The sequence below is a fragment of the Roseateles microcysteis genome (assembly GCF_036880965.1).
Taxonomy (GTDB): Bacteria; Pseudomonadota; Gammaproteobacteria; order Burkholderiales; family Burkholderiaceae_C; genus JAUASW01.
In genome coordinates this window covers 13,607-39,361 of the sequence record NZ_JBAJMV010000007.1, presented here as the reverse complement: position 1 = coordinate 39,361, position 25,755 = coordinate 13,607, and the positions used below count along the sequence as shown (strand labels likewise).

Sequence of the window (25,755 nt, the reverse complement as noted above, 5' to 3'; positions counted from 1 at the left end):
GCGGCGAAGAGCCAATGAAAAGAGGGGCGCCGCGGCGCCCCTCTTTCATGGTCGGACCGATCAGTCCATCTTGAAGTTGCAGTCCTTCAGCGGCACGACCCGGGTCTTGTTGATCAGTTTGTGCCCAAGGTACAGCAGCACGAAGATCGGGATCAGCATGTAGTTGCTGATGAAATCGAACCAGCTGAACTGCTCGGCCTGGAACACCCAGGCATTGGCGCCGAACAGCACGATCAGGAACAGCACCAGCGCCGCCCAGGGGCCCCAGGGGTAGAACATCGCCTTGAACTTCAGCTCGCTCAAGGGGCGGCCCTGCGCCACCCAGGCCTTGCGGAAGCGCAGGTGGCAGATGGCGATGCCCAGCCAGATCATGAAGCCCGTCAGGCCCGAGGCGTTGTAGAGCAACTGGTAGATCTTGGTGGCACCGATCTCGCTGGCCAGGAAGGCCAGCGCGCCCACGAGGCCGGTGGCCCAGACGGCGGCAACCGGCACGCCGCGCGTATTGACCTTGCCGAAGATGCGCGGCGCCTTGCGGCTGTGGGCCATCGCGTACAGCATGCGCGAAGACACGTAGAGCGAGGAATTGCCCGCCGACAGCACGGCCGACAGGATCACGAAATTCATCAGGTTGGCCGCGTAGTAGCCGACCTTCGGGATGTGCGAGAAGACGATGGTGAAGGGCGAATAGGCCACGCTGCCTTCGTCGTTGCGCAGCAGGTTGGGGTCGTTGAACGGGATCAAGAGGCCGATGATCAGGATGGCGCCGATATAGAAAAGCAGGATGCGCCAGAACACCGAGTGGATGGCCTTGGGCACGTTCTTGCTCGGGTCCTCGGTTTCGGCCGCGGCCAGGCCCACGCCTTCCGTGCCCTGGAAGGAGAAGCCCGCCACCAGGAACACGCCCAGGATGGCCGCCAGGCCACCCACGAAGGGCGCACTCTTGCCGCTGGCCGCGTCCGAGATGCCCCAGTTGTGGAAGCCCACCGCCTTGCCCTCGCCCAGCATGCCGAACACCATCAGCGCGCCGACGAACAGGAAGATGATGACCGTCGTCACCTTGATGCTGGCGAACCAGTATTCGGCCTCGGCATAGGCCTTCACCGACAGCAGGTTCAGCCCCATCAGCAGCACGAAGAAGCCCATGGCCCAGTAGGTCGGGTTGCTGTCGGGGAACCAGAACTTGACGATCAGCGCGCCGGCCACGAACTCGGCCGCCAGCGTGATCGACCAGCTGAACCAGTAGTTCCATCCGAAGGCAAAGCCGAGCGACGGGTCGACGAAGCGCTCGGCATAGGCTTCGAAGGAGCCGGCGATCGGCAGTTGCGTGGCCATCTCACCCAGCGACTGCATCATGCAGAACACGGCCATGCCCATGATGGCGTAGGCCAGCATCGCGCCGCCGGGGCCGGCATTGGCGATGGCGCCGCCGCTGGCCAGGAACAGCCCGGTGCCGATGGCGCCGCCGATGGCAATCATGCTCAGCTGCCGCGCGCCGATGCCGCGCTTCAGATCTTGGTGGGGAATGGCGTCCATCGAGGGCCTTCTGCTTGTCTTTCGCCCAATGCGGGCCGGGCCGCCACTGTAACGAAGTGGCGGCCCGGCCCGCATGGGTTGTTTCCCGCTGGATCCCTAGTCTGCTGCCGCCGGCACATGCGGGACATGGGCCGGCCCTCGGCACGCGTCGCTCAGTCCGCAGGGACTGAGCTCGGTCGCGGCTCGGAGTGGCTGGTCATCACCACATGCGCCACTTCGCGCGTGTCCGGCCCATGGCCGCTCCAGCGGTCCAGTGCCAGGTAGATCACCGGCGTGATGTAGAGCGTCACCGCCTGCGACAGGATCAGGCCGCCCACCACCGCCAGGCCCAACGGCTGGCGCAGCTCGGCGCCAGCGCCGAGGCCCAGGGCGATGGGCAGGGCGCCCATCAAGGCCGCCAGCGTCGTCATCATGATCGGGCGAAAGCGCAGGATGCAGGCCTCGCGGATCGCGGCTTGCGGCGTCATGCCACCGTTGCGCTGCGCATCCAGCGCGAAGTCGATCATCATGATCGCGTTCTTCTTGACGATGCCGATCAGCATCACGATGCCGATGGTTGCGATGATGGTCAGGTCCATGCCGAAAACCTGCAAGGTGATCAGCGCGCCCACGGCCGCCGAGGGCAGGCCGGCCAGGATGGTGATCGGGTGGATGTAGCTCTCGTACAGCACGCCCAGCAGCACATAGATCACCGCCAGCGCCAGGCCGATCAGCAGCAGCTGGCCGGACTGCGAATCCTGGAACACCGCGGCATCACCGCCGTAGCTGGTGATGATGGATGCGGGCAGCGCGATTTCCTTGGTATAGGCGGAGATCGCCTTCGTCGCTTCGCCCAGCGGCACGCCGGGCGCCAGGTTGAAGGAGAGCGTGATGGCCTGCAGCTGCCCCTGGTGGTTGACGGACGTCGGGCCCAGGCCGCGCTGCACCGAGGCAAAGGCGGTGAGCGGCACCAGCGAGCCGTTCTTGCTGCGCAGATGGATCTTGTCGAAGGCGTCTTCGCCCATGCGGTCGGCGTCGCCGGCCTCCATGATCACCTGGTAGGTGTTGCTCTCGGCATAGATGCTGGACACCTGGCGCTCGCCGAAGGCGCCGTAAAGCATGGTGCGCACGTCCTGCATCTGCACGCCCAAGAGGTTGGCGCGCTCGCGGTCGATGACGAGGTTGGCCTGCAGGCCGCGCAGTTGCGAGTCGCTGGTGACGTCGCGGAACATCTTGCTGTCGTCGCGCAGCTTTGCTTGCAGCTTCTGCGCCCAGGTGCTCAGCTCGCCCGCCGCCACCGACTGCAGAGTGAACTGGTAGCGGCTCTTGCTTTGGCGCCCGCCCAGTTGCAGGTTCTGCACCGGGCGCAGGAAGACCTGCAGGCCGGGCACTGCACGCAGGTCCTTGCGCAGGCTCTCCACCACCTTCACCATCGGCGGCCGCTCCTTGCGGGGCTTCAGGTTGATGAACATGCGGCCGGTGTTGGTCGCGCCAGTGGCGTTCTGGCCGCCGCCCACGGCAGCCGAGACGCTCAGCACCGCCGGGTTGTTCTTGACGATGGCCGCCGCCTGCTCCTGCAGCACCGTCATCGTGTTGAAGGAGGTGTCTTCGCTGGCTTCGGTGCTGGCCTGGATCTGGCCGATGTCTTCCTCAGGGAAGAAGCCCTTGGGAATGGCGATGTAGAGCCAGATCGTGGCGATGAAGCTGGCCAGGGCGAGGCCGTAGATCCAGCCGCGCCGGCGCAGGGCCCAGTCGAGCGAGTTGGCATAGGCGTCCTGCGTGGCCTTGAAGCCGCGCTCGAACAGCTGGCCGAGCCTGCCTTCCTCGGTGTCGTGATGCGGCTTCAGGTAGCGGCTGCAAAGCATGGGCACGAGCGTGAGCGAGACCATGGCCGACACGAGGATGGACAGCGACACCACCACGGCGAACTCGTGGAACAGCAGGCCGATCACGCCCGGCATGAAGAAGATCGGGATCAGCACCGCCACCAGCGAGATCGAGATCGAGAGGATGGTGAAGGTCATCTCGCGCGCACCACGGATCGCGGCCTCGAAGGGCTTGGCGCCATCTTCGATATGGCGGTAGATGTTTTCCAGCATCACGATGGCGTCGTCCACTACCAGGCCCACGGCCAGCGTGATGCCCAGCAGCGAGATGTTGTCCAGGCTGTAGCCCAGCGCGAACAGCAAGGTCAGGGCGCCGATCAGCGAGATCGGTAGCGAGAGCGCAGGGATCAGAGTCGCGGCCGCGCGGCGCAGGAAGATGAAGATCACCATCACCACCAGGCCCACGGTCAGCGCCAGCGTGAGATACACGTCGTGCAGCGATTCGCGCACCGAGATCGAGCGGTCGTTCAAGGTGTTCATCTGCACCGAGTCGGGCAGCTGCTCCTTGAAGCGCGGCAGCATGGTCTTCACCGCATCGACGACCTTGACGGTGTTGGCATCCGGCTGGCGCTGCACGGCCAGCACGATGGAGCGCTCGCCATTGAAGTTGCTGAAGGACTTGGTGGTCTCGAAGCTGTCCTGCACATCGGCCACGTCGCGCAGGAAGACCGGCGCGCCATTGCGCGTGGCAACCACCAGCGCGCCGAACTCGCGCGCGTTCTTCAACTGCTTGTTGGCCTGGATGGTCAGCGTCTGGCGGTTGCCGTCCAGCACGCCGACCGGCGTGTTCGCATTGGCGGTACGGATCGCCGCCTGCAGCTCCTCCAGCGTCATGTTGCGCTGGGCCAGCAGGTCGTTGCGCACCTTGATGCGAACGGCGTAGCGCTTCTGGCCAAAGATGGAGACCTGGGCCACACCGTCGATGGTGGAGAGTGCCGGCGTGATCAGGTTTTCGGCGAAATCATTCAGCTCGGTGATGTTGATCGAGGGCGAGGTCAGCGCCACCAGCAGCACCGGCGCATCGGCCGGATTGACCTTGCGGTAGCTGGGCGGCGAAGTCATCTCGACCGGCAGGGCGCGCAAGGACCGGAACAGCGCGGCCTGCACGTCCACAGCGGCCGCGTCGATGTTTCGTGACGGGTCGAACTCCAGCGTGAGCGAAGTGCCGCCGAGGCCGGAGCTGGACGAGATCGTCGTCAGGCCGGCGATGGTGGAGAACTGCTTTTCCAGCGGCAGCGCGACCGATGAAGCCATGGTCTCGGGTGAGGCGCCGGGCAAGCTGGCCTGCACATTGATGACCGGCGTGTTGTAGCTGGGCAGGGCAGCGACCGGGATCTTGCTCCAGGCTGCCAGGCCGGCGATCACCACCGACACGTTCAGCAGCACGGTCATCACCGGCCGCCGGATGAAAAGCTCGGTCCAGTTCATTTGGAGGCACCCGAGGCAGTCGCCGATGCTGCACGAGCGGACGCGGCAGCCGGGTTCAGCGATGCCGGCTGCGTCTTCAAGGGCACGCCGGGCCGCAGGTTCTGCTTGCCGTCCAGCACGATCTGGTCGCCGGCTTCCACGCCCTCGACCACGATCAGCTCGCCAAAGGGGTAGCGGGTCTGGACGACCTTCTGCACCGCGGTCTTGTCCGGGCCGACGATGTAGACCGAGCGCTCATTGCCGCGCTGGATGATGGCCGCCTGCGGCACGACCACCGCGTCTTTCAGAGTGCGCAGCACCATGCGCACGCGCACATACTGGCCGGGCCACAAGGCCTGCTTGTCGTTGCCGAACTCGGCCTTGAGCCTCAAGGTGCCGGTGTTGGCGTCCACCAGGTTGTCCACGAAGGTGACGCGGCCCTTGATCGCCTCGTCGGCTGCCTTGGCGCCACGCGCACCAGGCATGAGGACCTGCGCTTCGAGGCCCTCGGCCTTGCTGCCGCGGGTGGCGGCGAGCACGGCACTGAGTTGGGTCTCGGGCACCACGAAGCCGACACCGATGGGATGAAGCTGGGCGATGCTGACCAGCGGCAGGGCCGCGGCATTGGCCTGCACCAGCGTGCCGGGCACCACGTTGAGCTGGCCTGCCCGGCCGGCGAAGGGCGCTCGGACTTCGTTGTAAGAGAGCGAGACCTGCGCGGCCTGCACGGCGGCTTCATCCGACTGGATCAGCGCGCGGGCCGCTTCGACATTGCTCAGCGCGGTGTCCACGGCGTTCTGGGCCACGAAGCCTTGCGACTTCAGTCCTTCGGCACGCTTGAGCTGGCGCTCCAGGTCATTCAGGCTGGCTCGGTCGCGGGCCAGTTGGGCGCGGGCCTTGTCCAGGTTGGCACGGTCGGCGCGATCATCAAACCGGAACAGCGGCTGGCCCCGGCGCACCATGTCGCCGTCCTTGATCAGCAGTTCGCGAACGGTGCTGGTGGTCTGCGCCCGCAGGTCCACGGTGGCGAGGGCGACGACGGTGCCGCTGGCCTCGATGCTCACCGGCACGTCCTGCTTCTGCGCCCTCCAGACGCCCACCAGTTGCGGAGCGCCCTTGGCAGTACCCGAAGCGCCGGAGGCCGGCGCGCTGGCTGCGGCCGCCGCCCCATCGCTGATGCTCCGCCCTTTCCACCACCAGCCAGCGCCGGCCAGCGCAATCACGATCAGGGTCAGGGCAAGAGGCTTGCTGCGCATGCGGGAACTTTCTTCTCTACGGTGGCTTTGGGTCGGCCCGAGAGCTTATGCGTGCCCGCCTGGCCGAATGTTGCGCGCCGGTGAAGCGCGGGGACATTCGGGGCCGCATTTGACGACAGCTTTGCTTCAGCCCCCCAGCGCCAGGGCGAGCTGCGCCCCGACCCGCGCATTGTTCTTCACCAGCGCGATATTGGTCGAGAGGCTGCGGCCGCCCGTCAAGGCCTTGATGCGGGCCAGCAGGAAGGGCGTGACGGACTTGCCGGTGACACCTTGTGCCGCTGCTTCCTGCAGCGCCTGTGCCGTGATTGTGTCAATCTCTTCGCGCGGCATCGCTTCGTCTGCCGGTACCGGGTTGCTCACCACCACGCCACCCTTGAGGCCCAGGGCCCATTTGGCCTTGAGGAAGGTGGCCTGCTCGGCCGGCGTGTCGAGCCTGAAGTCGGCCTTGAAGCCGCTGTCCGGCGTGTAGAAGGCGGCGAAGTTGTCCTGGCCGACCGACACCACCGGCACGCCCTGCGTCTCCAGGTATTCCAGGGTCAGGGCGATGTCGAGGATGCTCTTGGCGCCGGCGCAGACCACGGCGACCGAGGTCTTGGCCAGCTCCTGCAGGTCGGCCGAGATGTCGAAACTCTCCGGCGCGCCGCGGTGCACGCCGCCGATGCCGCCGGTGACGAAGACGCGGATGCCGGCCAGCTCGGCGCAGATCATCGTGGCGGCCACCGTGGTGGCGCCGACCTTGCCACTGGTGATGGCGAAGGGCAGGTCGCGGCGGCTCAGCTTCAGCGCGTCGCTGCTGCGGCCGAGCAGCTCCAGCTCATCGCTCGAGAGGCCGATGCGGATCTTGCCGCCCATCACTGCGATGGTGGCCGGCACGGCGCCGGCTGCGCGGATGATGTCCTCGACCTCGCGCGCCGTCTCCACGTTCTGCGGATAGGGCATGCCGTGGGAAATGATGGTGGACTCCAGGGCGACCAGGGGCTTGCCGGCGGCGCGCGCGGCAGCCACTTCGGCGGAGTATTCGATGTAGGCGGTGCAGTCGGTTTTTGCGGTCATCTTCTTCATTCCAGGGTGGCAGGCGAGAGGTCGGGATGGACCGTCGCCGTGGTTTGCAGCGTCAGGGCGGCAAGGGTCAGGCCTTGCCGGCAGGCGGATTCGAGGTCTTCAGGCTTGCGGTCCAGGCCATGGCAGAGGCCGGCCGCGAAGGCGTCGCCTGCGCCGGTCACGTCCAGCACGTCTGTGGCGGGCGCGGCCAGCGCGGTGAAGCGGCCGTCGGGGCGGCTGCAGAGCACGCCTTTGCGACCTTCGGTGATCACAAGGTCTTGCAGGCCGCGTTCGCGCAGGCCGATGAGTGCGCGCTGCTTGGCGGCGGCACTCTTGAGCTTTTCGCCGCAGAGCGCTTCCAGTTCGCCGAGGTTGAGCACCAAGCATCGCAGGCCGCGCAGGTCTTGCGGCAGCCGTGCCATCTTGGGCTCGGACACGGCCACCAGCACCGTGGGCAGGCCGGCGGCATGGGCTTCTTCGAGCAGAAGCGAGATGCTGTCGGCCGGCAGGTTCAGGTCGGCCACCAGCATCCGCGCCTGGGCTCGCTGCGCTGCGGTGCTGCGCAGGAACTCCGGGCTCAGGCGCTCGGCCAGTTCCATATGGGCCAGGGCGACCAGCATCTGGCCGTTGGCATCGAGCACGGCCGTGTAGCTCCCCGTGGCGGCATCGGGTACTTGCAGGGAGCCGCTGGTGTCCACGCCGAGGCTCTGGGCCTGGGCGAGCAGGCCCTGGCCGGTGGCGTCCATGCCCACGGCGGTGAGCAATTGCACCGGCAGGCCCAGGCGCGCCAGGTTCTCGGCAATATTTCGGGCCACGCCACCCGGGCTCTCCTTCACCAGCCGTGCCGGGTTCGAAGTTCCAGGCCGAATGGGTGACAAGCTGCTCAGCTTGCGGTCGATATTGGCGCCGCCGATACAGAGCAGCGGAGAACGCTGGGGCAGGATGTAGGCCCGGCCCAGCAGTTGCCGCTCGCGCGTCAGCGCGGCAATATGGCCGGCCACCGCCGAGCGCGACAGGCCCAGGCTTTCCGCCAGGTCCTGCTGGCTGACGAAGGGGTTGTTGCGGATCAGGTCCAGCAACTGTTCTTTCTTGCTTGGCATCGGCGGATTGTGACGCGGTTTGAACATTTGTTTGTGTCTTGGGACATTTGTCCCTTGACTTGGAAGGGAGTACCGCGCATGCGCATCAAGAATCTCTGGGCGGCTACGGCTGCCCTGCTGCTGGCCAGCTCGGCCTTGGCCGGCGACGGCAAGCTGCTGCTGACCGGTGGCGTCTCCAGCGTCGAGGGCGCGGCCGGCGGCGGGCTCACGCCCTGGGCCGTGACCGGCAGCTATGCCACGGTGGGCGAATGGGGCGCCACGGCGCATGCCACCCGGATCAAGACCCAGGACTACAGCCTGAACACCCACGGCGCGCTGGTGAGCTGGAACGAGCGGGTCGAACTCTCGCTGGCCAGGCAGCGCTTCGATACCGGCGCCACCGGCACGGCGCTGGGCCTGCCTGGCCTCCAGCTCAAGCAGGACATCTTCGGCGTGAAGCTGCGCGTGGCGGGTGACGCGGTGCTCGACAGCGACAGCCTGATGCCGCAGATTGCCATCGGCATCGAGCACAAGCGCGGCGACGCGGGCGGCCTGCAAGCCACGCTTGCCGCGCTCGGCGCAAGCAAGAACGGCACCGACCTCTACGTCAGCGCCACCAAGCTCTTCCTGGCGCAGGGCATCCTCGTGAACGCCACGCTGCGCGCCACCAAGGCCAACCAGATCGGCCTCCTGGGCTTTGGCGGCACCGCCAGCAGCGGCTACAGCCTGCAGCCCGAGTTCTCGCTGGCCTGGCTGCTCAGCAAGCAGTTGGCCGTCGGCGTTGAATACCGCGCCAAGCCCGACAAGCTCAACCCCAGCGCCCTGGGTGCCGGCCTGCGTGAAGAAGACTGGAAAGACCTCTTCATCGCCTGGGCCCCGAGCAAGCACTTCTCCCTGACCGCCGCCTACGTGGACCTCGGCCGCATCGTGCCGGCGGTCATCCCGAAGCGCCAGACCGGCAGCTATCTGTCGGCCCAGCTGGCGTTCTGATCGAGAGGAAGCGAACCATGTCGATACGCAACACCCTGATTGCACTGTCCCTGCTCCTGAGCGCATCGGCCTGGGCCGGCGACGACAGCCTCTACCGCGAGCTCGGCGAGAAAGCTGGCATCGCCAGGCTGATGAACGACTTCAGCGGCCGCCTGAAGCGCGATGAGCGCATCGGCACGTTCTTCAAGGAGACAAATCCCAAGGCCTTGGCCGAGCAGCTGACCGATCAGGTCTGCGTGCTCAGCGGCGGCCCCTGCAAGTACGAGGGCGCGACGATGAAGAACTCGCACGCCGACCTGGGCATCGCCAAGAAGGACTTCAACATCCTCGTGGAAGTGCTGCAGCAGAGCATGGACGACGCGAGCATTCCGTTCACCACGCAGAACCGCTTGCTGGCCCTGCTGGCCCCGATGCATCGCGATATCGTTACCCGCTGATCGTCTTCGGCAGCATCAGCTTTTCAAGGCGCTGCAGGCAATGGCCTCGGGCCGCTTGGCGGCGCCGGTCTCGATGCGTATGCGTGCCAGGCTCGCGGTGAACGGCCCGGTCGTCGAGAGCGCGAATGGAATCTCGATCTTGCCGAGGTCCGCACCGGCCGCCGCGAAGCAGCTCAAGGGCACGACAAAGCGGCGGGGCTTGTTCAGGGGCGCCTGCGCGATCACCGCCGAGAGGTCCAGCTCCTCGCGATGGCCCATGGCCAGCTTCACTGCTTGGCTTGCGGCCTGTTCGACGCGCAGGTCGAACACCAGCGCCCCATCGCGGTAGTTCTTCTGCAGGTCGACCCGCTGCGCCGCATAGGCCAGGACCTTGGCCGGGCCGGTCCAGCGCAGGCGCTTGGCGTCTTGCTGCTGGTGCATGTCGGTCGTGGTCAGCACGATGTCGGGGCGGGTCCAGGCGCCGTTCAGGTCGTCGCCGATGCGCAGCTCGGGCCATGCGTTGGCGGGGCTGTTCAGGATCAACGCATAGGGCGCCTGCGCCGCGCGCTCGAAGATCATCAGCTCCTTGCTCGCTGCGCAGCCGCCTTGCGTGTGCTTGGTGCTCAGCTTTGCGACGCTGGCCTTCTGGCCGTTTTGCAGACCGTAGCCCAGGGCGAACAAGGGCTTGCCGCCGCGCGGGCAGGCTTCCCGCGGCCAGTCGAAAGGCAGCTTGCCCTTGAAGGCCGCGCCGCCTTGCACAAGCAGGTCGGCCACGCCGCCGCCCTCGGTGCCCGGCAGCCAGGCGGCGACGAAGGCGTCGGATGCGTTGATCAAATCGTTGACATGGAGTGGCCGGCCCGAGATGAAGACGGTGATGACCGGCTTGCCCTGTCCGGCCACCGCTTGCAACGCGGCCAGGTCTTCCGGATGACGATCCGCGTGGCGCAAGGTGCCCCAGGGCGGAATGTCGCCATTGCCCTCGGCATAGGGCGTTTCACCGATGACCGCGATCACCGCGTCGTAGTCGGCCAGGCGCACGCCGCGCCCGTCGATGCTGAAGCTCACCCGCTGCTCGCCGAGCGTCTCGCGCAGGCCGGCCAGCACGGTCTGGCCGGCAGCGAAATCGCTGTTCTTGTTGCCGGTGCCTTGCCAGCTGAGCGTCCAGCCGCCGGTCTGGTTCTCCATGCTGTCGGCACTCTTGCCGACGACCAGCACGCGCGCTTCGCGGCGCAAAGGCAAGACCTGGCCCTCGTTCTTCAGCAGCACCAGCGACTCGCGCACGGCGCGGCGCGCCAGCTCGCGGGCCAGCAGCGCATCGGCCTGCCCGGCCAGCCGGTTCTGCGCCGGGCTCTTGTCGAACAGGCCAGCGCGCAGCTTGACCCGCAGGATGCGGCGCACCGCGTCGTCGATGCGGGCCATCGGGATCTCGCCGCGCTCCACCTGGGCGATGGTCTCGAGGATGAATTCCTGCCAGTGCTCGGGCACCATGACCATGTCGATACCGGCATTGATCGCCTGGGCGCAGCGGGTGTCGCTGCAGCCAGACACCTGGCCGATGCCGTTCCAGTCGGAGACGATCAGGCCGTCGAAGCCCATCTGCTCCTTCAGCACCGTCGTCATCAGGTGGCGCTGGCCATGCAGCTTGCCTTCGTCCTTGTTGGCTCGGGTGTCGAACCAGCTGTTGAACGAGGCCATCACGGTTTGCGCGCCGGCACCGAGCGCGCCGTAGTAGCCGCGGCCGTGGGTGTCGCGCAGCATCTTCTCGCTCGCTCGCGTCTGGCCCTGGTCGCGGCCCAGGTGCGTGCCGCCGTCACCAATGAAATGCTTGGCCGTGGCCAGCGCGCTTTCGTCCGTGCCGAGCTGACCCTGCAGGCCGCGCACGAAGGCGGCGCCGAGCTGCTCCACGACAGCCGGGTCGGCCGAGTAGCTCTCGTAGGCGCGGCCCCAACGCATGTCTTGCGAGACGGCCAGCGTCGGCGCAAAGGTCCAGGGGATGCCGCTGGCCCGCACCTGGCGCGCGACTGCCGTACCGATTTCGGCCACCAGGGCCGGGTTGCGCGTGGCGCCCAGCGCCATGTTGTGCGGGAACAGCGTCGTGCCCAGCACATTGTTGTGGCCGTGGACCGCGTCGGTGCCCCAGATCACCGGCACCGGCAGCTTCATGTCGGTCGCCAGCGAGGCCTGGTGATAGGCCTCGGAAAGCTTCACCCAATCCGCCAGCGCGGCGTACTTGTTGCCGCCGGGCCAGGCGCCGCCGCCGTTCAGCACCGAGCCAATGTAGAAGCGCTTGACCTGCTCTGGCGTGATGAACTTGATCTCGGGCTGCGTCATCTGGCCGACCTTTTGCGGCAAGGTCATGCTGGCGAGGATCTGCTCGATGCGCGCCTCCTGCGCTGCGTCGCGCTTGATCGGGCTGGGCGCGGCGGGCCAGCGCACAGGCTCGGCGGCAAGGGCGGGCAAGGCAGATGCGAGCAAGGCGAGCGCAAGGCGAGAGGGCAGCATGCCAGAATTCTTAACGATCCACCGATTGCATTAAAGAAACGTTAACCCTAGCATCGGCGGCGACCTCAACATCGGGCGGCTACAGTCCTGCTCCCATGAACCTGCTGCTTGCCGAAGACGATGCGCTGCTGGCCGATGCCTTGTCGGCCCAGTTGCACCGTGCCGGCTTCGAGGTGGAGCACGCGCCCAATGGCGCGGTGGCCGAGTACCTGCTCCTGAAGCAGAAGTTCGACGTGGTGATCCTGGATCTGGGTTTGCCGCTGGTCGACGGGCTGACCGTCTTGAAGCGCGCCCGCGCCGCGCAATGCCTGACCCCCGTGCTTGTGCTCACCGCACTGGACGGGCTGGACGACCGCGTCGCTGGCCTCAATGCCGGTGCCGACGACTACCTGACCAAGCCCTTCGACTTCCCTGAACTGGAAGCGCGGCTCCATGCCTTGATGCGCCGCGGCCGGCCGCAAGCGCCTGCCAGCGCGACGATGGGCCAACTGACCTTTGATCGCGCGGCCAGGCGTGCCAGCGTGCGCGGGGCGACGCTGGAGCTGAGCCCGCGCGAATGGCTGCTGCTGGACCTGCTTCTGACCGAGCAGGACCGCGTCGTCGGCAAGCAGAGGATCACGCAGGCCTGGGCGCAGGACGGGGGTGATGCCGGCGGCGGTTCCATCGAGGTGTACATCCACCGGCTGCGCCGCAAGCTGGAGCACTCAGGCTTGTCGATTCGCACCGTGCGTGGGCTCGGGTATCTGCTCGAGAACGAGTCAGCTGTGGCATGAGCCGTCGCTGGCTTGTCGCAGTACCCGGCGCGCGCTCGCTGCGCCGCCAGCTCTTTGTCTGGCTGCTGGTTCCGCAACTGGTGCTGTGGATCGCCGCCGGCTTCTTCACCTATCAACTCGCCGCCGGCTACGCGAACCGCGCGATTGATGCCGGCCTCTCGCAGGCCGCGCGTGCGCTGGCCCGCCAGGTCAAGCCGCAGGACAACGGCCTCTTGATCGATTTCCCGCGTGCCGCGCAGGACATCCTCGAATCCGACCCCAGCGACCGCGTGCTCTACATGGTCAGCACGCCGCCCGGCCGCTTCATCCTTGGCAACAAGAACCTGCCGCCGCTGCCGGCGGGTGCGGCGTCGCAGATCGGCGAGCCCTTGTCTTACGACGGTGTTTTGCGCGACCCGCAGCAGGGCGAGTTGCGCGTGCGCGTGGCCGCTCTGCACTTGCGCTATGGCGAGCCGGGCAGCCCGGGCCAGACTCTGCTGGTGCAGGTGGCTCGCTCCAGCGCCAACCGCGAAGAGCTGGCGCGGCAGATCCTGCTGGACATGGTGCTGCCGCTCTCCGGCCTGATGCTCTTGATGACGATGATCGTCGGCGCCGGCATCCGCGCAGGCCTCGCGCCGCTCACGGCCTTGCAGCGCCAGGTGGAGGGCCGCGCGGCCAACGACCTCGCGCCGATCCAGATCAGCGCCGCGCCGCCCGAGGTGCGCGCGCTGGCGCGTGCCATCAACAGCTTGCTGACCGAGGTGCAGCACAGCGTGGCGGTGCAGAAGCGCTTCATCAGCGATGCGGCGCACCAGCTGCGCACGCCGCTGGCCGGGCTCAAGAGCCAGACCGAACTGGCCCTGCGCGATGCGAGCGAACCCGAGCTGGTGCAGCGCCTGCAGCGCGTGCATGAAAGCGCGGTGCGCAGCGCCCATCTGATCAACCAGCTCCTGACGCTGGCGCGCGCCGAGCCCGAATCTGCGAAAGCCCAGGACCGCCTGCCGCTGGACCTGCGCCAACTGGCGCGCGAGCTGACTGCCGAGCTGGTGCCGCGCGCATTGCAGGCCGGTGTCGACCTGGGCCTGGACGACACCGAAGAAGGCGCGCCGCCGCTGCTGGTGCGAGGCATCGCCTTGCTCTTGCGCGAGGCCTTGAGCAACCTGATCGACAACGCGATTCGCTATGCCGGCCGCGGCGCCTCTGTCACGGTGCGCGTGCGCAGCGAGCAAGGCCGTGTGCTGCTGGAGGTTGAAGACAACGGCCCCGGTCTGGCCGAGAACGAGCTGGAGCGTGTTTTCCAGCGATTCGTTCGCGCAACCGCCGAGGGCAGCGGTTGCGGCCTGGGCCTGGCCATCGTGCGGGAGATCGTCGAGCGCCATGAGGGCGGCGTCGTGCTGGTCTCGTTGGCGCCGCGCGGCCTGCTGGCTCGCATCAGCCTGCCGGCCGAGGGTTAGTCCTTTCTTCTGGCTCGTTAATGTTTCATTAATAATTTACCGAACGACAAGACCTCAGGAGACCGCCGTATGAAACGCCCCCTGCCAAGAATCCTGGCGGCCAGCCTGGCCCTGATCGGCTCCATTGCCTTCGCGGGCGAGGTCGAGGTGCTGCACTGGTGGACCAGCGGCGGCGAAGCCAAGGCGGCCCAGGCCTTGAAGGCCAGCCTGCAGGCCAAGGGCCACAGCTGGAAGGACTTTGCCGTGGCCGGCGGCGGCGGCGACTCGGCGATGACGGTCTTGAAGTCGCGCGTGGTGTCCGGCAATGCACCGGCCGCGGCGCAGATCAAGGGCCCTTCGCTGCAGGACTGGGCGAAGGAAGGCGTGCTGGCCTCCATCGACGACGTGGCCAAGGCTGAGCGTTGGGACGAGCTCCTGCCCAAGACCGTGGCCGAGCAGATGAAGTACCGCGGCAGCTACATCGCCGCGCCGGTCAATGTGCACCGCATCAACTGGCTCTGGGCCAACCCCGAGGTCTTCAAGCGCGCCAAGATCCAGCCGCCGACCAGCTGGGATGAGTTCTTCGTCGCGGCCGAGGCCTTGAAGAAGGCCGGCATCCTGCCGCTGGCGCATGGCGGCCAAAACTGGCAAGACCTGACCCTGTTCGAGACCGTGGCCATCGGCATGGGCGGCCCGGAGTTCTACACCAAGGCGCTGGTGCAGCTGGACCCGGCGACACTGGCCAGCCCGACGATGGAGAAGGTGCTGAGCACGTACAAGCGCATCAAGCCCTATACCGACAAGAACGCCCCCGGCCGCGACTGGAACCTGGCCACCGCGATGGTGATCAAGGGCGAGGCGGCGATGCAGATCATGGGCGACTGGGCCAAGGGCGAGTTCCTGGCCGCCGGCAAGCAGCCGGGCAAGGACTTCCTGTGCCTGCCTTCGCCGGGCTCGGCCAAGAGCTTCAGCTACAACATCGACTCCTTCGCCATGTTCAAGCTGAAGAGCGAGGCGAACGCGCGCGCGCAGAAGGACCTGGCCGCGGCCATCATGTCGCCGGCCTTCCAGGAGACGTTCAACCTGGCCAAGGGCTCCATTCCCGTGCGCTCGGGCATGAAGCTCGACAAGTTCGACGACTGCGCCAAGGCATCGGCGACCGACTTTGCCGCTGCGGCCAAGGGCGGAACCTTGCTGCCCTCGCTGGCGCATGGCATGGCCGTTCCGTCGGCTGCCGAAGGCGCGATCAAGGACGTGATCAGCAATTTCTGGAACAGCGACAAGATGAATTCGGCCGACGCGATGAAGCGCCTGGTGTCGGCTGCCAAGACGCGCTGAAGCCCCGCCCATGAAGCAGCCCTGGCTGCCACGCCTCGTCGTCGCGCCCTCCTTCATCGTCTCCCTGCTGTTCATCTACGGCCTGATGGCCTGGAACGGCTGGTTGAGCGTTTCCGCCTCGCGGCTCCTGCCGAACTACGAATGGGCCGGCCTGGCCAATTACGAAGCGCTGTTCGAAATGGAGCGCTGGTGGCTGGCACTGCGCAACCTGGCCGTCTTCGGCGGGCTTTTCATCGGCGGCGCCATGGCGCTGGGCCTCCTGATGGCCATCCTGCTGGACCAGAAGGTCAGGGCGGAAGGGGCGCTGCGCACCATCTATCTCTATCCGATGGCGCTGTCCTTCATCGTCACCGGCACGGCCTGGAAGTGGATGCTCAATCCGGGCACCGGCCTCGAGCAGATCGTGCGCGACTGGGGCTTCGAGAATTTCTCGTTCGACTGGCTGATCGACTCCGAGATGGCCATCTACTGCGTGGCGATTGCCGGCGTCTGGCAGAGCGCCGGCTTCGTGATGGCCTTGTTCCTGGCGGGTTTGCGCGGCATCGACGACAGCATCATCAAGGCCGCGCAGATCGACGGCGCCAGCCTGCCGCGCATCTACTGGCGCATCATCATTCCGAGCCTGCGGCCCGTGTTCTTCTCGACGCTGCTGGTGGTCAGCCACCTGGCGATCAAGAGCTTTGACCTCGTGATGGCCCTGACCAGCGGCGGCCCCGGCTATGCCACCGACCTGCCGGCCACCTTCATGTACACCATGGCTTTCTCGCGCGGCCAGATCGGCCTGGGTGCGGCGAGCGCCATGATGATGCTGGCCACGGTGGCGGCCATCGTCGTGCCCTATCTCTATTCCGAGCTGAGGGCCAGGCGATGAGAGCCTCTCGCATCCTCCTGTTCGTGGCGCTCGGGCTTCTGGCCCTGTTCTTCCTGACGCCGCTCTACGTGATGCTGGCCACTTCCTTGAAGAGCATGGACGAGCTGCGCGAAGGCAGCCTGCTTGCGCTGCCGCAGGCGCCGGGCTTTGCGGCCTGGGCCAAGGCCTGGAGCAGCGCCTGCACCGGCACCGATTGCGGCGGCCTGCAGCCCTTCTTCGCCAACTCGATGCTGATGGTGGTGCCGGCGGTGGTGATCTCGACGGCGCTGGGCGCGCTGAACGGCTATGTGCTGAGCAAGTGGCGCTTCCGCGGCAGCGAGCTCTTGTTTGCCTTGATGCTGTTCGGCGTCTTCATGCCGATGCAGGTGGTGCTGCTGCCAATGAGCCAGGTGCTGGGCTGGCTGGGCATGGCCAGTTCCATCGGCGGCTTGATCCTGGTGCATGTGATTGCCGGCCTGCCGGGCACCACGCTGTTCTTCCGCAACTACTACGCCGGCCTGCCCGATGAACTGGTGCGTGCGGCCAAGCTCGATGGCGCCGGCTTCTGGCAGATCTTCTGGCGCATCGTGCTGCCGCTGTCCACGCCCATCCTGGTCGTCACCCTGATCTGGCAGTTCACCAATATCTGGAACGATTTTCTCTATGGCGTGGTGTTCTCCGGTGCCGACAGCAAGCCCATCACCGTGGGGCTGAACAACCTGGCCAACACCTCCAGCTCGGTCAAGGAATACAACGTCGACATGGCCGCCGCGCTGATCGCCGCGTTGCCCACCCTGATCGTCTACGTGCTGGCGGGCAAGTACTTCGTGCGCGGGCTCACTGCCGGCGCCGTGAAAGGTTGATGAGGTTCAAGACGATGGGCGCGCTGGCAATCAAAGAGATCCGCAAGACCTTTGGCGAGACCGAGATCCTCAAGGGGATCGACATCGAGATCGAGGCCGGCGAGTTCCTCATCCTCGTGGGCCCCTCGGGCTGTGGCAAGAGCACGCTGCTCAACATGATCGCCGGCCTGGAGCAGCCGACGAGTGGCCGCATCGAGATTGGCGAGCGCGACGTGACCGACGTGGCCAGCAAGGACCGCGACATCGCCATGGTGTTCCAGAGCTATGCGCTCTATCCGAACATGAATGTGGCGCAGAACATTGCCTTCGCGCTGGAGATGCGCAAGGTGCCGAAGGCCGAGCGCGAGGCCGCCGTGAAGCGCGTGGCCGCGATGCTGCAGATCGAGCATCTGCTGGACCGCCGCCCGGCCCAGCTCAGCGGCGGCCAGCGCCAGCGCGTGGCCATGGGCCGGGCCCTGGCGCGCAACCCCAAGCTCTTCCTGTTCGACGAGCCGCTGTCCAACCTCGACGCCAAGCTGCGCGTCGAGATGCGTGCCGAGATCAAGCTCCTGCATCAGCGCACCCGCACCACCACCGTCTACGTGACCCACGACCAGGTCGAGGCGATGACCTTGGGCGATCGCATCGCCGTGATGAAGGACGGCCAGGTCCAGCAATTCGGCACCCCCGAGGCCATCTACGAGCGCCCGGCAAACCGCTTCGTCGCCGAGTTCGTCGGCTCACCGGCGATGAACTTCTTCGCGATGGCGGAGCAGCCCGGCCTGCAGATCGGCTTGCGGCCCGAGCATGTGGAGCTGGGTGCGCCGGGTGATGGCTTGAATGGCAAGGTCCTGATGCTGGAGCCGACCGGGCCGGAGACCTATCTGAAGCTGGAGACGCCGCTGGGCACCTTGACCGCGCGCGTGGCCGGCCGGACACCGCATCAGGTGGGCGATGCCGTCGGCATCAGGTGGGCGCCGGAACGGGCGCATCGCTTCGAGGCTGCAAGCGGAATGCGAGTGGCCTGATGACTCTTTCCTTGAACGACCTTCCATCGCCGCAAGCCTTCCTGATCGACCTGGATGGCACCCTGGTCGACACCCTCGGCGACTTCGTCTTCGTGCTGAACCAGGTGCTGGCCGAGCTGGGCCAGCGCGGTGTCACACGCGAGTTTGTCGAGCGGACGGTCGGCCAGGGCAGCGAGCACCTGATCCGCAGCACACTGGCCGAGGTGGGCGCCGATGCGGCCTTGTATGAGGACGCCTGGGCCCGCTACCAGCGTCACTACGAGGCCGCCAATGGCGAGCACTCGGATGTCTTTCCGGGTGTGTTGGCCGGCCTTCAGGGCTTGCGCGCGAAAGGCTTGCCGATGGCCTGCCTGACCAACAAGCCGGCGCGCTTTGCCCGCGAGTTACTGCGCCGCAAGGGGCTGGATGGATTCTTTGATCAGGTCTTTGGCGGCGATGATTTCGAGCGCAAGAAGCCCGACCCGATGCCGTTGCTGAAGACCTGCGAGGCGCTGGGCACGCCGCCGGCGGCCAGCTGGATGATTGGCGACTCCAGCAATGACGCGAAGGCCGCGCGTGCGGCCGGCTGTCCTGTCGTGCTGGTGCGCTATGGCTACAACCATGGTGAGCCGATCGAGGCGGTCGATGCCGACCGCTTCATCGATTCTCTGGAGGAGCTGCTGGCCTGAGGCCTCAGCGGCGGCGCTTGCGCTCGACGCCGAGCAGCGCTTCCTTGAGCGAATCGTCCGCGGGCGACTTGCCCAGCCAGATGCGCATCAGGGCGGTGAAGAACTCGGGTTCCTTGATCGGGTCGCCCGCCACCTTGCCGTTGATCAGCACTTGAGAGCCGACGCCGGGAACATAGTCGACCGAGAAGCTTTCGCCCTTGGACAACTCCTTCTTCGCCGCAAAGAGTTCAGCGATCTTCAAGACGCCGTTGATGGACTTGACGAATTCCTCGCGCGGCGCATTGGCTTCCATGCCCTTGGTGAAGAGCTTGCCGAGGTCGTTGCCGTCGATGTCGCGCAGCGCCACGATGTGCAGGCGCTTGGGGCCGGCCATGTGCAGCAAGGTGTCCGGGTCGGTGGTCTTTTCGGCAAGATAGAGACCGGCCGTGTAGACCTTGATCACCACCCTGTAGCGGATGCCGGCGCCATTGAGCACCAGCTTCTTGCCGCCCACGTCGGCCGCGGTGTCGTACTTGACGCCGGCCACTTCAACCGTATCGGCCTGGGCGGCCAGCGGCAGGGAGAGAGCGCAGGCGGCCAGCGCCAGCGTGATCAGGGAACGACGATGCATCTTGATGTCCCACTCCGTTGTTGTGGACCCGCTCGAACGGCAGGCTTGGTACTGAGCCTGGAGTATGTGCCAAGGCCATGGCGCTTGTCCGCGCCTGAATTCACGCTCGTTCGCTGGATGATTTAGCCGGTACACTCGGCCGCATGTTCATCACGCGCAAGCACATCAAGGGGTCGAACGACCGGGGAGCCTGGCCCTGGCGTTGCCCAACCGACTTCTCTTGAAGCCGCTGCTGCTTGCCGCTTGCCCGCAAAGGGCCCCTTTTCTTGACTGATCCGGCCAGCGCAGCGACCGTGTAACGGACGCGTGCCCGCCTGATGGCACGCCTGTACCGAAGGTGTGTTGACGTGATCACAGAACTTGAATTCCAGAGCCTGGCCGCGGAAGGCTACAACCGCATCCCCCTGATCAGCGAGGCCTTCGCTGACCTGGAAACCCCCCTCTCGCTTTACCTGAAGCTCTGCGCCGGCGCCGGCCAGGGCAAGCACAGCTTCCTGCTGGAATCGGTGGTGGGCGGCGAGCGCTTCGGCCGCTATTCCTTCATCGGCCTGCCCGCGCGCACGGTGCTCAAGAGCAGCGGCTTTCGCACCGAGGTGCTGCAGGACGGCCGTCTGATCGAGACGAATGAGGGCAACCCGCTCGAGTTCATCGAGGCCTACCAGAAGCGCTTCAAGGTGGCGCTGCGCCCTGGCCTGCCGCGCTTCTGCGGCGGCCTGGCCGGCTACTTCGGCTACGACGCGGTGCGCTACGTCGAACCCAAGCTCGCGAAGACCGAAAAGTCCGGCGGCCTCAATACGCCGGACGTGATGCTCCTGCAGTGCGAGGAGCTGGCGGTCATCGACAACCTGAGCGGCCGCCTCTACCTGATCGTCTACGCCGACCCCGGCCAGCCCGAGGCCTTCCACAAGGGCAAGAAGCGCCTGACCGAATTGCGCGACAAGCTGGCCTACAGCGTCAGCGCGCCGCGGGTCACGCGCAGCGAGGCACATCCGGTGGAGCGCGAGTTCGCGCGTGCTGATTTCGAGGCCGGCGTGCTCAAGGCCAAGGACTACATCGCCGCCGGCGACTGCATGCAGATCGTCTTCGGCCAGCGCCTGCGCAAGCGCTACACCGGCTCACCGCTGAGCCTGTACCGCGCGCTGCGGTCCTTGAACCCCAGCCCCTACATGTACTTCTACGACATGGGCGACTTCCAGATCGTGGGCGCTTCGCCCGAGATCCTGGTGCGCCAGGAGAAGACAGCGGCCGGCACGCAGGTCACGATCCGCCCGCTGGCCGGCACGCGACCCCGTGGCGGCACGGCCGAGAAGGACGTGGCCATGGAAGCCGAGCTGAAGGCCGACCCCAAGGAGCGCGCCGAGCACCTGATGCTGATCGACCTGGCCCGCAACGACGTGGGCCGCATTGCCGAAACCGGTTCGGTGAAGCTGAGCGATGCCTTTGCGGTGGAGCGCTACTCGCATGTGATGCACATCGTTTCCAACGTCGAAGGCACGCTGAAGCAGGGCCTGACGAATATGGATGTGTTCCGCGCCGCCTTCCCGGCCGGCACCTTGAGCGGCGCGCCCAAGATTCGGGCGATGCAGATCATCGACGAGCTGGAGCCGGTCAAGCGCGGCATCTACGGCGGCGCCTGCGGCTACCTGAGCTTTGCCGGCGACATGGACCTGGCGATTGCGATCCGCACCGGCGTGATCCAGGATCAGACGCTGTACGTGCAGGCGGCAGCGGGCATCGTGGCCGACTCGGTGCCTGAACTGGAATGGAAAGAGACGGAAGCCAAGGCGCGCGCTTTGCTCCGTGCCGCTGAACTTGTGGAAGAGGGGTTCTGACATGCTGTTGATGATCGACAACTACGACAGCTTCACCTTCAACCTGGTGCAGTACTTCGGCGAACTCGGGGCCGACGTGAAGGTGGTGCGCAATGACCAGATCACGGTCGAGGAAATCGGCGCCCTGAAGCCTGATCACCTGGTCTTCTCGCCCGGCCCCTGCTCTCCGGCCGAAGCGGGCGTTTGTGTGGAAGCCATCCAGGCCTTCACGGGCAAGCTGCCCATCCTGGGTGTCTGCCTGGGCCATCAGAGCATCGGCGCGGCGCTGGGTGGCAGGATCATCCGCGCGCAGACGCAGATGCACGGCAAGGCCAGCACCATCACGACCGACCAGAAGGGCGTGTTCAAGGGCTTGCCCAAGGATTTCAGCGTGATCCGCTACCACTCGCTGGTGATCGAGGAAGCCACGATGCCGGCGGTGCTGGAGATCAGCGCGCGCAGCGAAGACGGCGAGATCATGGGTGTGCGCCACCGCGAATTGGCCGGCACGGCCACGCCGCTGGAGGGCGTGCAGTTTCATCCCGAGTCCATCCTGTCCGAGCATGGGCACGCGATGCTGAAGAACTTTCTGCAACTGGCGCTGTGAGTCATGAGCACCGTCATTGATCTTCGCAGCGACACCGTCACGCAGCCGACCGCTGCGATGCGTGCGGCCATGCAGGCGGCGCCGCTGGGCGACGATGTGTTTGGCGACGACCCCAGCGTCAATGCCTTGCAGGCCGCCACGGCCGAGCGCCTGGGCTTCGAGGCCGGGCTCTTCATGCCCACCGGCACGCAGAGCAATCTCTGCGCGCTTTTGAGCCATTGCCAGCGCGGCGATGAATACCTGGTCGGCCAGTACGCCCACACCTACCGCTGGGAAGGCGGCGGTGCAGCGGTGCTGGGTTCGATCCAGCCGCAGCCGATTGCGCATGCGGCCGATGGCTCCCTGCCCCTGAGCGAGATCGAGGCGCAGATCAAGCCGGACGACGCGCACTTCGCGCGCACTCGCTTGCTGACGCTGGAGAACACGATTGGCGGCAAGGTGCTGCCGCTGGCGTATCTCTCAGACGCTTCGCATCTCGCGCTGAGCAAGGGCTTGTCGCGCCACCTCGACGGTGCGCGGCTATTCAATGCCGCGGTGGCTGCAGGTGGCGACCCGTACGAAGCGGCCCGCGAGATCTGCCGGCATTTCGACAGCGTCTCGGTCTGCTTCTCCAAGGGTCTGGGCGCGCCGGTCGGCTCGGTGCTTTGCGGCAGCCGCGAGCTGATCAAGCAGGCGCACCGCTGGCGCAAGATGTGCGGTGGCGGCATGCGCCAGGCGGGTCTGCTGGCCGCGGCGGCGCACTACGCGCTGGACCACCATGTGGCCCGCCTTGCCGAAGACCATGCCTTGGCTCAGCGCCTGGCCGCCGGCCTGCAAGGCCTGCCCGGCGTGACCGTGGAACAGCCGCAGACGAACATCGTGTTTGTCGACGTGTCCGGCCCGGACAAGGAAAAGGCCGCGGGCGTCGTCCCCTTCCTGAAATCGCGCGGCGTGCTGGCCACCGGCCTGTACCGCCTGCGCTTTGTGACTCATCTCGATGTTGACGCTGCTGGCGTCGACCGTGCCGTCGCCGCGATGCGCGAATACTTTGGCCTTTGAGGATTTGCGATGCCCATTTCAGACAACGAAGCCCTGACCCGCGTCATCGAGCACCGCGAGATCTTCCACGATGAGATGCTCTCGCTGATGCGCCGCATCATGGCCGGCGAGATGTCGCCGGTGATCGCCTCGGCCCTCCTGATCGGCCTGCGCGTCAAGAAGGAAACCATCGGCGAGATCACCGCCGCTGCGCAGGTGATGCGCGAGCTGTCCAACAAGGTGCCGGTGCCGCCGAGCAAGCATCTGGTCGACGTGGTGGGCACGGGCGGTGATGGCGCCCACACCTTCAATATCTCGACCTGCTCGATGTTCGTGGCTGCCGCTGCGGGCGCGCAAGTCGCCAAGCACGGCAACCGCAGCGTTTCCAGCAAGACCGGCAGCGCCGACGTGCTGGAAGCGCTCGGCGCCAACATCATGCTCAAGCCCGAACAGGTGGCGCAGAGCGTGGCCGAAACCGGCATCGGTTTCATGTTTGCGCCCAACCACCACCCGGCGATGAAGAACATCGCCCCGGTGCGCAAGGAGCTGGGCGTTCGCACCATCTTCAACATCCTCGGACCGCTGACCAACCCGGCCGGCGCGCCCAACATCCTGATGGGCGTGTTCCACCCCGACCTCGTCGGCATCCAGGTGCGCGTGATGCAGCGCCTGGGCGCCGAGCATGCGGTGGTGGTCTACGGCAAGGACGGCATGGACGAGATCTCGCTCGGCGCTGCCACGCTGGTGGGCGAGCTGAAGGATGGCGAGGTGCGCGAGTACGAGATCCATCCGGAAGACTTCGGCCTCTCCATGGTCAGCAACCGAAGCCTCAAGGTGGCCGGCCCGGAAGAGTCGCGCGTGATGCTGCTGGGTGCGCTTTCCAATGAAGACGGCGCGGCGCGCGACATCGTGCTGCTCAACGCCGGTGCGACGCTGTATGCAGCCAATGTGGTCGATTCAATTGCCGCCGGCATAGCCAAGGCGCGCGAGGCGATTGCCAGCGGCGCGGCGCGTGCCAAGCTGGACAAGTTCGTCGCCGCGACGCAGGCTCTTGCGAAGGCCTGATACCCATGTCCGACATCCTGAACAAGATCAATGCGGTCAAGCATGAGGAAGTGGCGGCTGCCAGGCGCCGCCGCTCGCTGGCCAGTGTTCGCGAGGAGGCCGAAGGCCGACGCGATCTGCGCGGTTTCGAGAAGGCGCTGCGCGCCAAGATCGCTAGTGGCAAGAGCGGCGTGATCGCCGAGATCAAGAAGGCCAGCCCCAGCAAGGGCGTGATCCGCGAAGACTTCCGTCCGGCCGAGATTGCCGAGAGCTATGCATCCCATGGCGCGGCCTGTTTGAGCGTCTTGACTGACGAGCCCTTCTTCCAGGGCTCGGTGGCCTTTCTGCAGGCTGCGCGCGCGGCCTGCGAGCTGCCGGTGCTGCGCAAGGACTTCATGGTCGACGAGTACCAGGTCTTCGAGGCCCGCGCGATGGGTGCGGACTGCATCCTCCTGATCGCCGCCAGCCTCGAAGACGCCCTGATGGCCGACCTCGAGGCCTGCGCCATGAGCCTCAACCTGGACGTGCTGGTCGAGGTGCACGACGGCCGCGAGCTGGACCGCGCCTTGAAGCTGAAGACGCCGCTGGTTGGCATCAACAACCGCAATCTGCGCACGTTTGAAGTGACGCTGGATACGACGCTGGGCCTCCTGAAGAACGTGCCGGCGGATCGCCTGCTGGTGACCGAGTCCGGCATCCTCGGCCCGGCCGATGTGCAGACCATGCGCGCCGCGCAGGTGAATGCCTTCCTGGTCGGCGAGGCCTTCATGCGCGCGCCGGTGCCGGGCCAGGCGCTGGCCGAGCTGTTTTTCTCGTGAAGCTGCAGTTGCCGCTCGACTGGCAGGTCGACGCCGGCTGGCGGCCGGTGCTGGAGGCCTGGCGCGAAAGCCCGGCCGGTCAGGGCCTGCTGAATCACCTGTCCCAACGTGAGACAGCGGGCGCTGTCATCTATCCGCCCGATCCCTTGCGCGCGCTGCGACTGACGCCGCTGGAGCGGGTCCGCGTCGTCATCCTGGGCCAGGACCCGTACCACGGCCCCGGACAGGCTGAGGGCCTGGCGTTCTCGGTGCCATCCGGCAACAAGGTCCCGCCCAGCCTGCGCAACATCTTCAAGGAGCTGCAGCGCGACCTGGGTCAGCAGCCCCCCATGACGCCTCATCTCGGGGCCTGGGCGCAGCGCGGTGTGCTGCTGCTCAACACCTGCCTGACGGTGGAGGATGGCGCACCGGCCAGCCATGCCAAGCGCGGCTGGGAGGCGCTCACTGATGCGCTGATCGAGGCCGCCGCAAGGGACGCCGCGCCCAAGGTCTTCATGCTCTGGGGCGCTCATGCCCAGGCCAAGGCGGCGCTGATCCAGGCGGCCGGGCCGCAGCATCTGCTGCTGCAGGCCAATCATCCCTCGCCCCTGTCGGCCACCCGGCCGCCCCAGCCCTTCATTGGCTGCGCTCACTTCTCGCAGGCTGCCCAATGGCTGGCCGGCCAGGGCCAATCCCTTGACTGGGCGCTGAGCGACTAGGGTGTGGCCCTAGGGCTGCCACCAATCGGCGGCTTGGTTCTAAACTGGTATGGTGCAGCGCATGCCGGTCGACCTGGGGCCCGCTTTTGTCACTCTGACCAGCGGCTTTTCTCAGGGTCAAAACCAGTGGAATACCAATTGACGCTCGAA

Annotated in this window: 22 protein-coding genes; 15 read left to right on the top strand and 7 right to left on the bottom strand. The window is 66.5% G+C overall.

The genetic code is table 11. The features are described from left to right. Window positions 1–60 precede the first annotated feature (60 nt). The 5 genes from V3596_RS18930 to V3596_RS18910 all read right to left on the bottom strand — a co-directional run bounded on the left by V3596_RS18930 (window position 61) and on the right by V3596_RS18910 (window position 8,202). A complete protein-coding gene (locus V3596_RS18930; protein ID WP_334279380.1) occupies window positions 61–1,533 on the bottom strand; it encodes an amino acid permease in 1,473 nt (490 codons plus the stop codon). 152 nt (window positions 1,534–1,685) lie between these two features. Further along, entirely contained in the window at window positions 1,686–4,826 is a 3,141-nt protein-coding gene (locus V3596_RS18925; RefSeq protein ID WP_334279379.1) for an efflux RND transporter permease subunit, read from the bottom strand. Beyond that, window positions 4,823–6,061 carry an efflux RND transporter periplasmic adaptor subunit gene (locus V3596_RS18920; protein ID WP_334279377.1) on the bottom strand — a complete coding sequence of 413 codons (1,239 nt, stop codon included), beginning with the start codon at window positions 6,059–6,061 and terminating at the stop codon, window positions 4,823–4,825. Before V3596_RS18920 ends, V3596_RS18925 begins: the two co-directional genes overlap by 4 nt. A gap of 126 nt (window positions 6,062–6,187) precedes the next feature. Next, a complete protein-coding gene (locus V3596_RS18915; RefSeq protein ID WP_334279376.1) occupies window positions 6,188–7,114 on the bottom strand; it encodes a pseudouridine-5'-phosphate glycosidase in 927 nt (308 codons plus the stop codon). Between the two features lie 5 nt (window positions 7,115–7,119). Further along, a complete protein-coding gene (locus tag V3596_RS18910) occupies window positions 7,120–8,202 on the bottom strand; it encodes a carbohydrate kinase family protein (protein ID WP_334279375.1) in 1,083 nt (360 codons plus the stop codon). A gap of 78 nt (window positions 8,203–8,280) precedes the next feature. On the opposite strand from V3596_RS18910, the gene V3596_RS18905 reads away from it, so the two are divergent. Next, window positions 8,281–9,171, top strand: a complete 891-nt coding sequence (locus V3596_RS18905) for a DUF3034 family protein (RefSeq protein ID WP_334279374.1) — start codon at window positions 8,281–8,283, stop codon at window positions 9,169–9,171. A gap of 17 nt (window positions 9,172–9,188) precedes the next feature. Then, window positions 9,189–9,608 carry a group I truncated hemoglobin gene (locus tag V3596_RS18900; protein WP_334279373.1) on the top strand — a complete coding sequence of 140 codons (420 nt, stop codon included), beginning with the start codon at window positions 9,189–9,191 and terminating at the stop codon, window positions 9,606–9,608. Window positions 9,609–9,623: 15 nt separating this feature from the next. Here the strand turns inward: V3596_RS18900 and V3596_RS18895 are convergent, their stop codons facing one another. Beyond that, a complete protein-coding gene (locus tag V3596_RS18895) occupies window positions 9,624–12,089 on the bottom strand; it encodes a glycoside hydrolase family 3 protein (protein ID WP_334279372.1) in 2,466 nt (821 codons plus the stop codon). A 95-nt stretch (window positions 12,090–12,184) separates the two neighbouring features. Between V3596_RS18895 and V3596_RS18890 the strand changes: the two genes are divergently transcribed. The 7 genes from V3596_RS18890 (at window position 12,185) to gph (ending at window position 19,000) form a co-directional block, all read left to right on the top strand. Continuing rightward, entirely contained in the window at window positions 12,185–12,862 is a 678-nt protein-coding gene (locus V3596_RS18890) for a response regulator transcription factor (protein WP_334279371.1), read from the top strand. Further along, window positions 12,859–14,295 (top strand): sensor histidine kinase, encoded by a 1,437-nt coding sequence (locus V3596_RS18885; protein ID WP_334279370.1) that lies wholly within the window; start codon window positions 12,859–12,861, stop codon window positions 14,293–14,295. The genes V3596_RS18890 and V3596_RS18885 overlap by 4 nt, the downstream gene beginning before the upstream one ends. A 69-nt stretch (window positions 14,296–14,364) precedes the next feature. Then, window positions 14,365–15,612, top strand: a complete 1,248-nt coding sequence (locus V3596_RS18880; protein ID WP_334279369.1) for an ABC transporter substrate-binding protein — start codon at window positions 14,365–14,367, stop codon at window positions 15,610–15,612. 10 nt (window positions 15,613–15,622) lie between these two features. After that, on the top strand, window positions 15,623–16,483 hold the full coding sequence (locus tag V3596_RS18875) for a carbohydrate ABC transporter permease (protein ID WP_334279368.1): 861 nt from the start codon (window positions 15,623–15,625) through the stop codon (window positions 16,481–16,483). After that, the gene (locus V3596_RS18870) at window positions 16,480–17,325 is read left to right on the top strand and encodes a carbohydrate ABC transporter permease (RefSeq protein ID WP_334279367.1); all 846 of its coding nucleotides are present in this window, start codon (window positions 16,480–16,482) and stop codon (window positions 17,323–17,325) included. Before V3596_RS18875 ends, V3596_RS18870 begins: the two co-directional genes overlap by 4 nt. Before the next feature lie 14 nt (window positions 17,326–17,339). Beyond that, window positions 17,340–18,332, top strand: coding sequence for an ABC transporter ATP-binding protein (locus tag V3596_RS18865; RefSeq protein WP_334279730.1), 993 nt, complete (start codon window positions 17,340–17,342; stop codon window positions 18,330–18,332). After that, the gene (gene gph / locus V3596_RS18860; RefSeq protein ID WP_334279366.1) at window positions 18,332–19,000 is read left to right on the top strand and encodes a phosphoglycolate phosphatase; all 669 of its coding nucleotides are present in this window, start codon (window positions 18,332–18,334) and stop codon (window positions 18,998–19,000) included. Before V3596_RS18865 ends, gph begins: the two co-directional genes overlap by 1 nt. Before the next feature lie 4 nt (window positions 19,001–19,004). On the opposite strand, the gene V3596_RS18855 is transcribed toward gph, so the two are convergent. Further along, a complete protein-coding gene (locus V3596_RS18855; protein ID WP_334279365.1) occupies window positions 19,005–19,610 on the bottom strand; it encodes a chalcone isomerase family protein in 606 nt (201 codons plus the stop codon). A gap of 347 nt (window positions 19,611–19,957) precedes the next feature. On the opposite strand from V3596_RS18855, the gene trpE reads away from it, so the two are divergent. From trpE to V3596_RS18825, 6 genes are read left to right on the top strand one after another with little or no spacing between them, the layout of a single operon-like run. Further along, a complete protein-coding gene (trpE, locus tag V3596_RS18850) occupies window positions 19,958–21,442 on the top strand; it encodes an anthranilate synthase component I (protein WP_334279364.1) in 1,485 nt (494 codons plus the stop codon). Window position 21,443: 1 nt separating this feature from the next. Next, window positions 21,444–22,028: an anthranilate synthase component II gene (locus tag V3596_RS18845; RefSeq protein WP_334279363.1), complete on the top strand. Its 585-nt coding sequence runs from the start codon at window positions 21,444–21,446 to the stop codon at window positions 22,026–22,028. 3 nt (window positions 22,029–22,031) lie between these two features. Further along, on the top strand, window positions 22,032–23,066 hold the full coding sequence (gene ltaE / locus V3596_RS18840) for a low-specificity L-threonine aldolase (RefSeq protein WP_334279362.1): 1,035 nt from the start codon (window positions 22,032–22,034) through the stop codon (window positions 23,064–23,066). Window positions 23,067–23,075: 9 nt separating this feature from the next. Beyond that, window positions 23,076–24,110 (top strand): anthranilate phosphoribosyltransferase, encoded by a 1,035-nt coding sequence (gene trpD, locus V3596_RS18835; protein WP_334279361.1) that lies wholly within the window; start codon window positions 23,076–23,078, stop codon window positions 24,108–24,110. A gap of 5 nt (window positions 24,111–24,115) precedes the next feature. After that, complete coding sequence (gene trpC, locus V3596_RS18830; RefSeq protein ID WP_334279360.1) at window positions 24,116–24,907, top strand: indole-3-glycerol phosphate synthase TrpC; 792 nt, start codon at window positions 24,116–24,118, stop codon at window positions 24,905–24,907. After that, the gene (locus tag V3596_RS18825; RefSeq protein WP_334279359.1) at window positions 24,904–25,605 is read left to right on the top strand and encodes a uracil-DNA glycosylase; all 702 of its coding nucleotides are present in this window, start codon (window positions 24,904–24,906) and stop codon (window positions 25,603–25,605) included. The genes trpC and V3596_RS18825 overlap by 4 nt, the downstream gene beginning before the upstream one ends. The last annotated feature ends 150 nt before the right edge of the window (window positions 25,606–25,755 follow it).

Bases quoted from the DNA above. Each gene is read 5' to 3' on its own strand.
- V3596_RS18930 (WP_334279380.1), bottom strand. From the start codon at position 1,533: ATGGACGCCATTCCCCACCAAGATCTGAAGCGCGGCATCGGCGCGCGG.
- V3596_RS18925 (WP_334279379.1), bottom strand. From the start codon at position 4,826: ATGAACTGGACCGAGCTTTTCATCCGGCGGCCGGTGATGACCGTGCTG.
- V3596_RS18920 (WP_334279377.1), bottom strand. From the start codon at position 6,061: ATGCGCAGCAAGCCTCTTGCCCTGACCCTGATCGTGATTGCGCTGGCC.
- V3596_RS18915 (WP_334279376.1), bottom strand. From the start codon at position 7,114: ATGACCGCAAAAACCGACTGCACCGCCTACATCGAATACTCCGCCGAA.
- V3596_RS18910 (WP_334279375.1), bottom strand. From the start codon at position 8,202: ATGCCAAGCAAGAAAGAACAGTTGCTGGACCTGATCCGCAACAACCCC.
- V3596_RS18905 (WP_334279374.1), top strand. From the start codon at position 8,281: ATGCGCATCAAGAATCTCTGGGCGGCTACGGCTGCCCTGCTGCTGGCC.
- V3596_RS18900 (WP_334279373.1), top strand. From the start codon at position 9,189: ATGTCGATACGCAACACCCTGATTGCACTGTCCCTGCTCCTGAGCGCA.
- V3596_RS18895 (WP_334279372.1), bottom strand. From the start codon at position 12,089: ATGCTGCCCTCTCGCCTTGCGCTCGCCTTGCTCGCATCTGCCTTGCCC.
- V3596_RS18890 (WP_334279371.1), top strand. From the start codon at position 12,185: ATGAACCTGCTGCTTGCCGAAGACGATGCGCTGCTGGCCGATGCCTTG.
- V3596_RS18885 (WP_334279370.1), top strand. From the start codon at position 12,859: ATGAGCCGTCGCTGGCTTGTCGCAGTACCCGGCGCGCGCTCGCTGCGC.
- V3596_RS18880 (WP_334279369.1), top strand. From the start codon at position 14,365: ATGAAACGCCCCCTGCCAAGAATCCTGGCGGCCAGCCTGGCCCTGATC.
- V3596_RS18875 (WP_334279368.1), top strand. From the start codon at position 15,623: ATGAAGCAGCCCTGGCTGCCACGCCTCGTCGTCGCGCCCTCCTTCATC.
- V3596_RS18870 (WP_334279367.1), top strand. From the start codon at position 16,480: ATGAGAGCCTCTCGCATCCTCCTGTTCGTGGCGCTCGGGCTTCTGGCC.
- V3596_RS18865 (WP_334279730.1), top strand. From the start codon at position 17,340: ATGGGCGCGCTGGCAATCAAAGAGATCCGCAAGACCTTTGGCGAGACC.
- gph (WP_334279366.1), top strand. From the start codon at position 18,332: ATGACTCTTTCCTTGAACGACCTTCCATCGCCGCAAGCCTTCCTGATC.
- V3596_RS18855 (WP_334279365.1), bottom strand. From the start codon at position 19,610: ATGCATCGTCGTTCCCTGATCACGCTGGCGCTGGCCGCCTGCGCTCTC.
- V3596_RS18845 (WP_334279363.1), top strand. From the start codon at position 21,444: ATGCTGTTGATGATCGACAACTACGACAGCTTCACCTTCAACCTGGTG.
- ltaE (WP_334279362.1), top strand. From the start codon at position 22,032: ATGAGCACCGTCATTGATCTTCGCAGCGACACCGTCACGCAGCCGACC.
- trpD (WP_334279361.1), top strand. From the start codon at position 23,076: ATGCCCATTTCAGACAACGAAGCCCTGACCCGCGTCATCGAGCACCGC.
- trpC (WP_334279360.1), top strand. From the start codon at position 24,116: ATGTCCGACATCCTGAACAAGATCAATGCGGTCAAGCATGAGGAAGTG.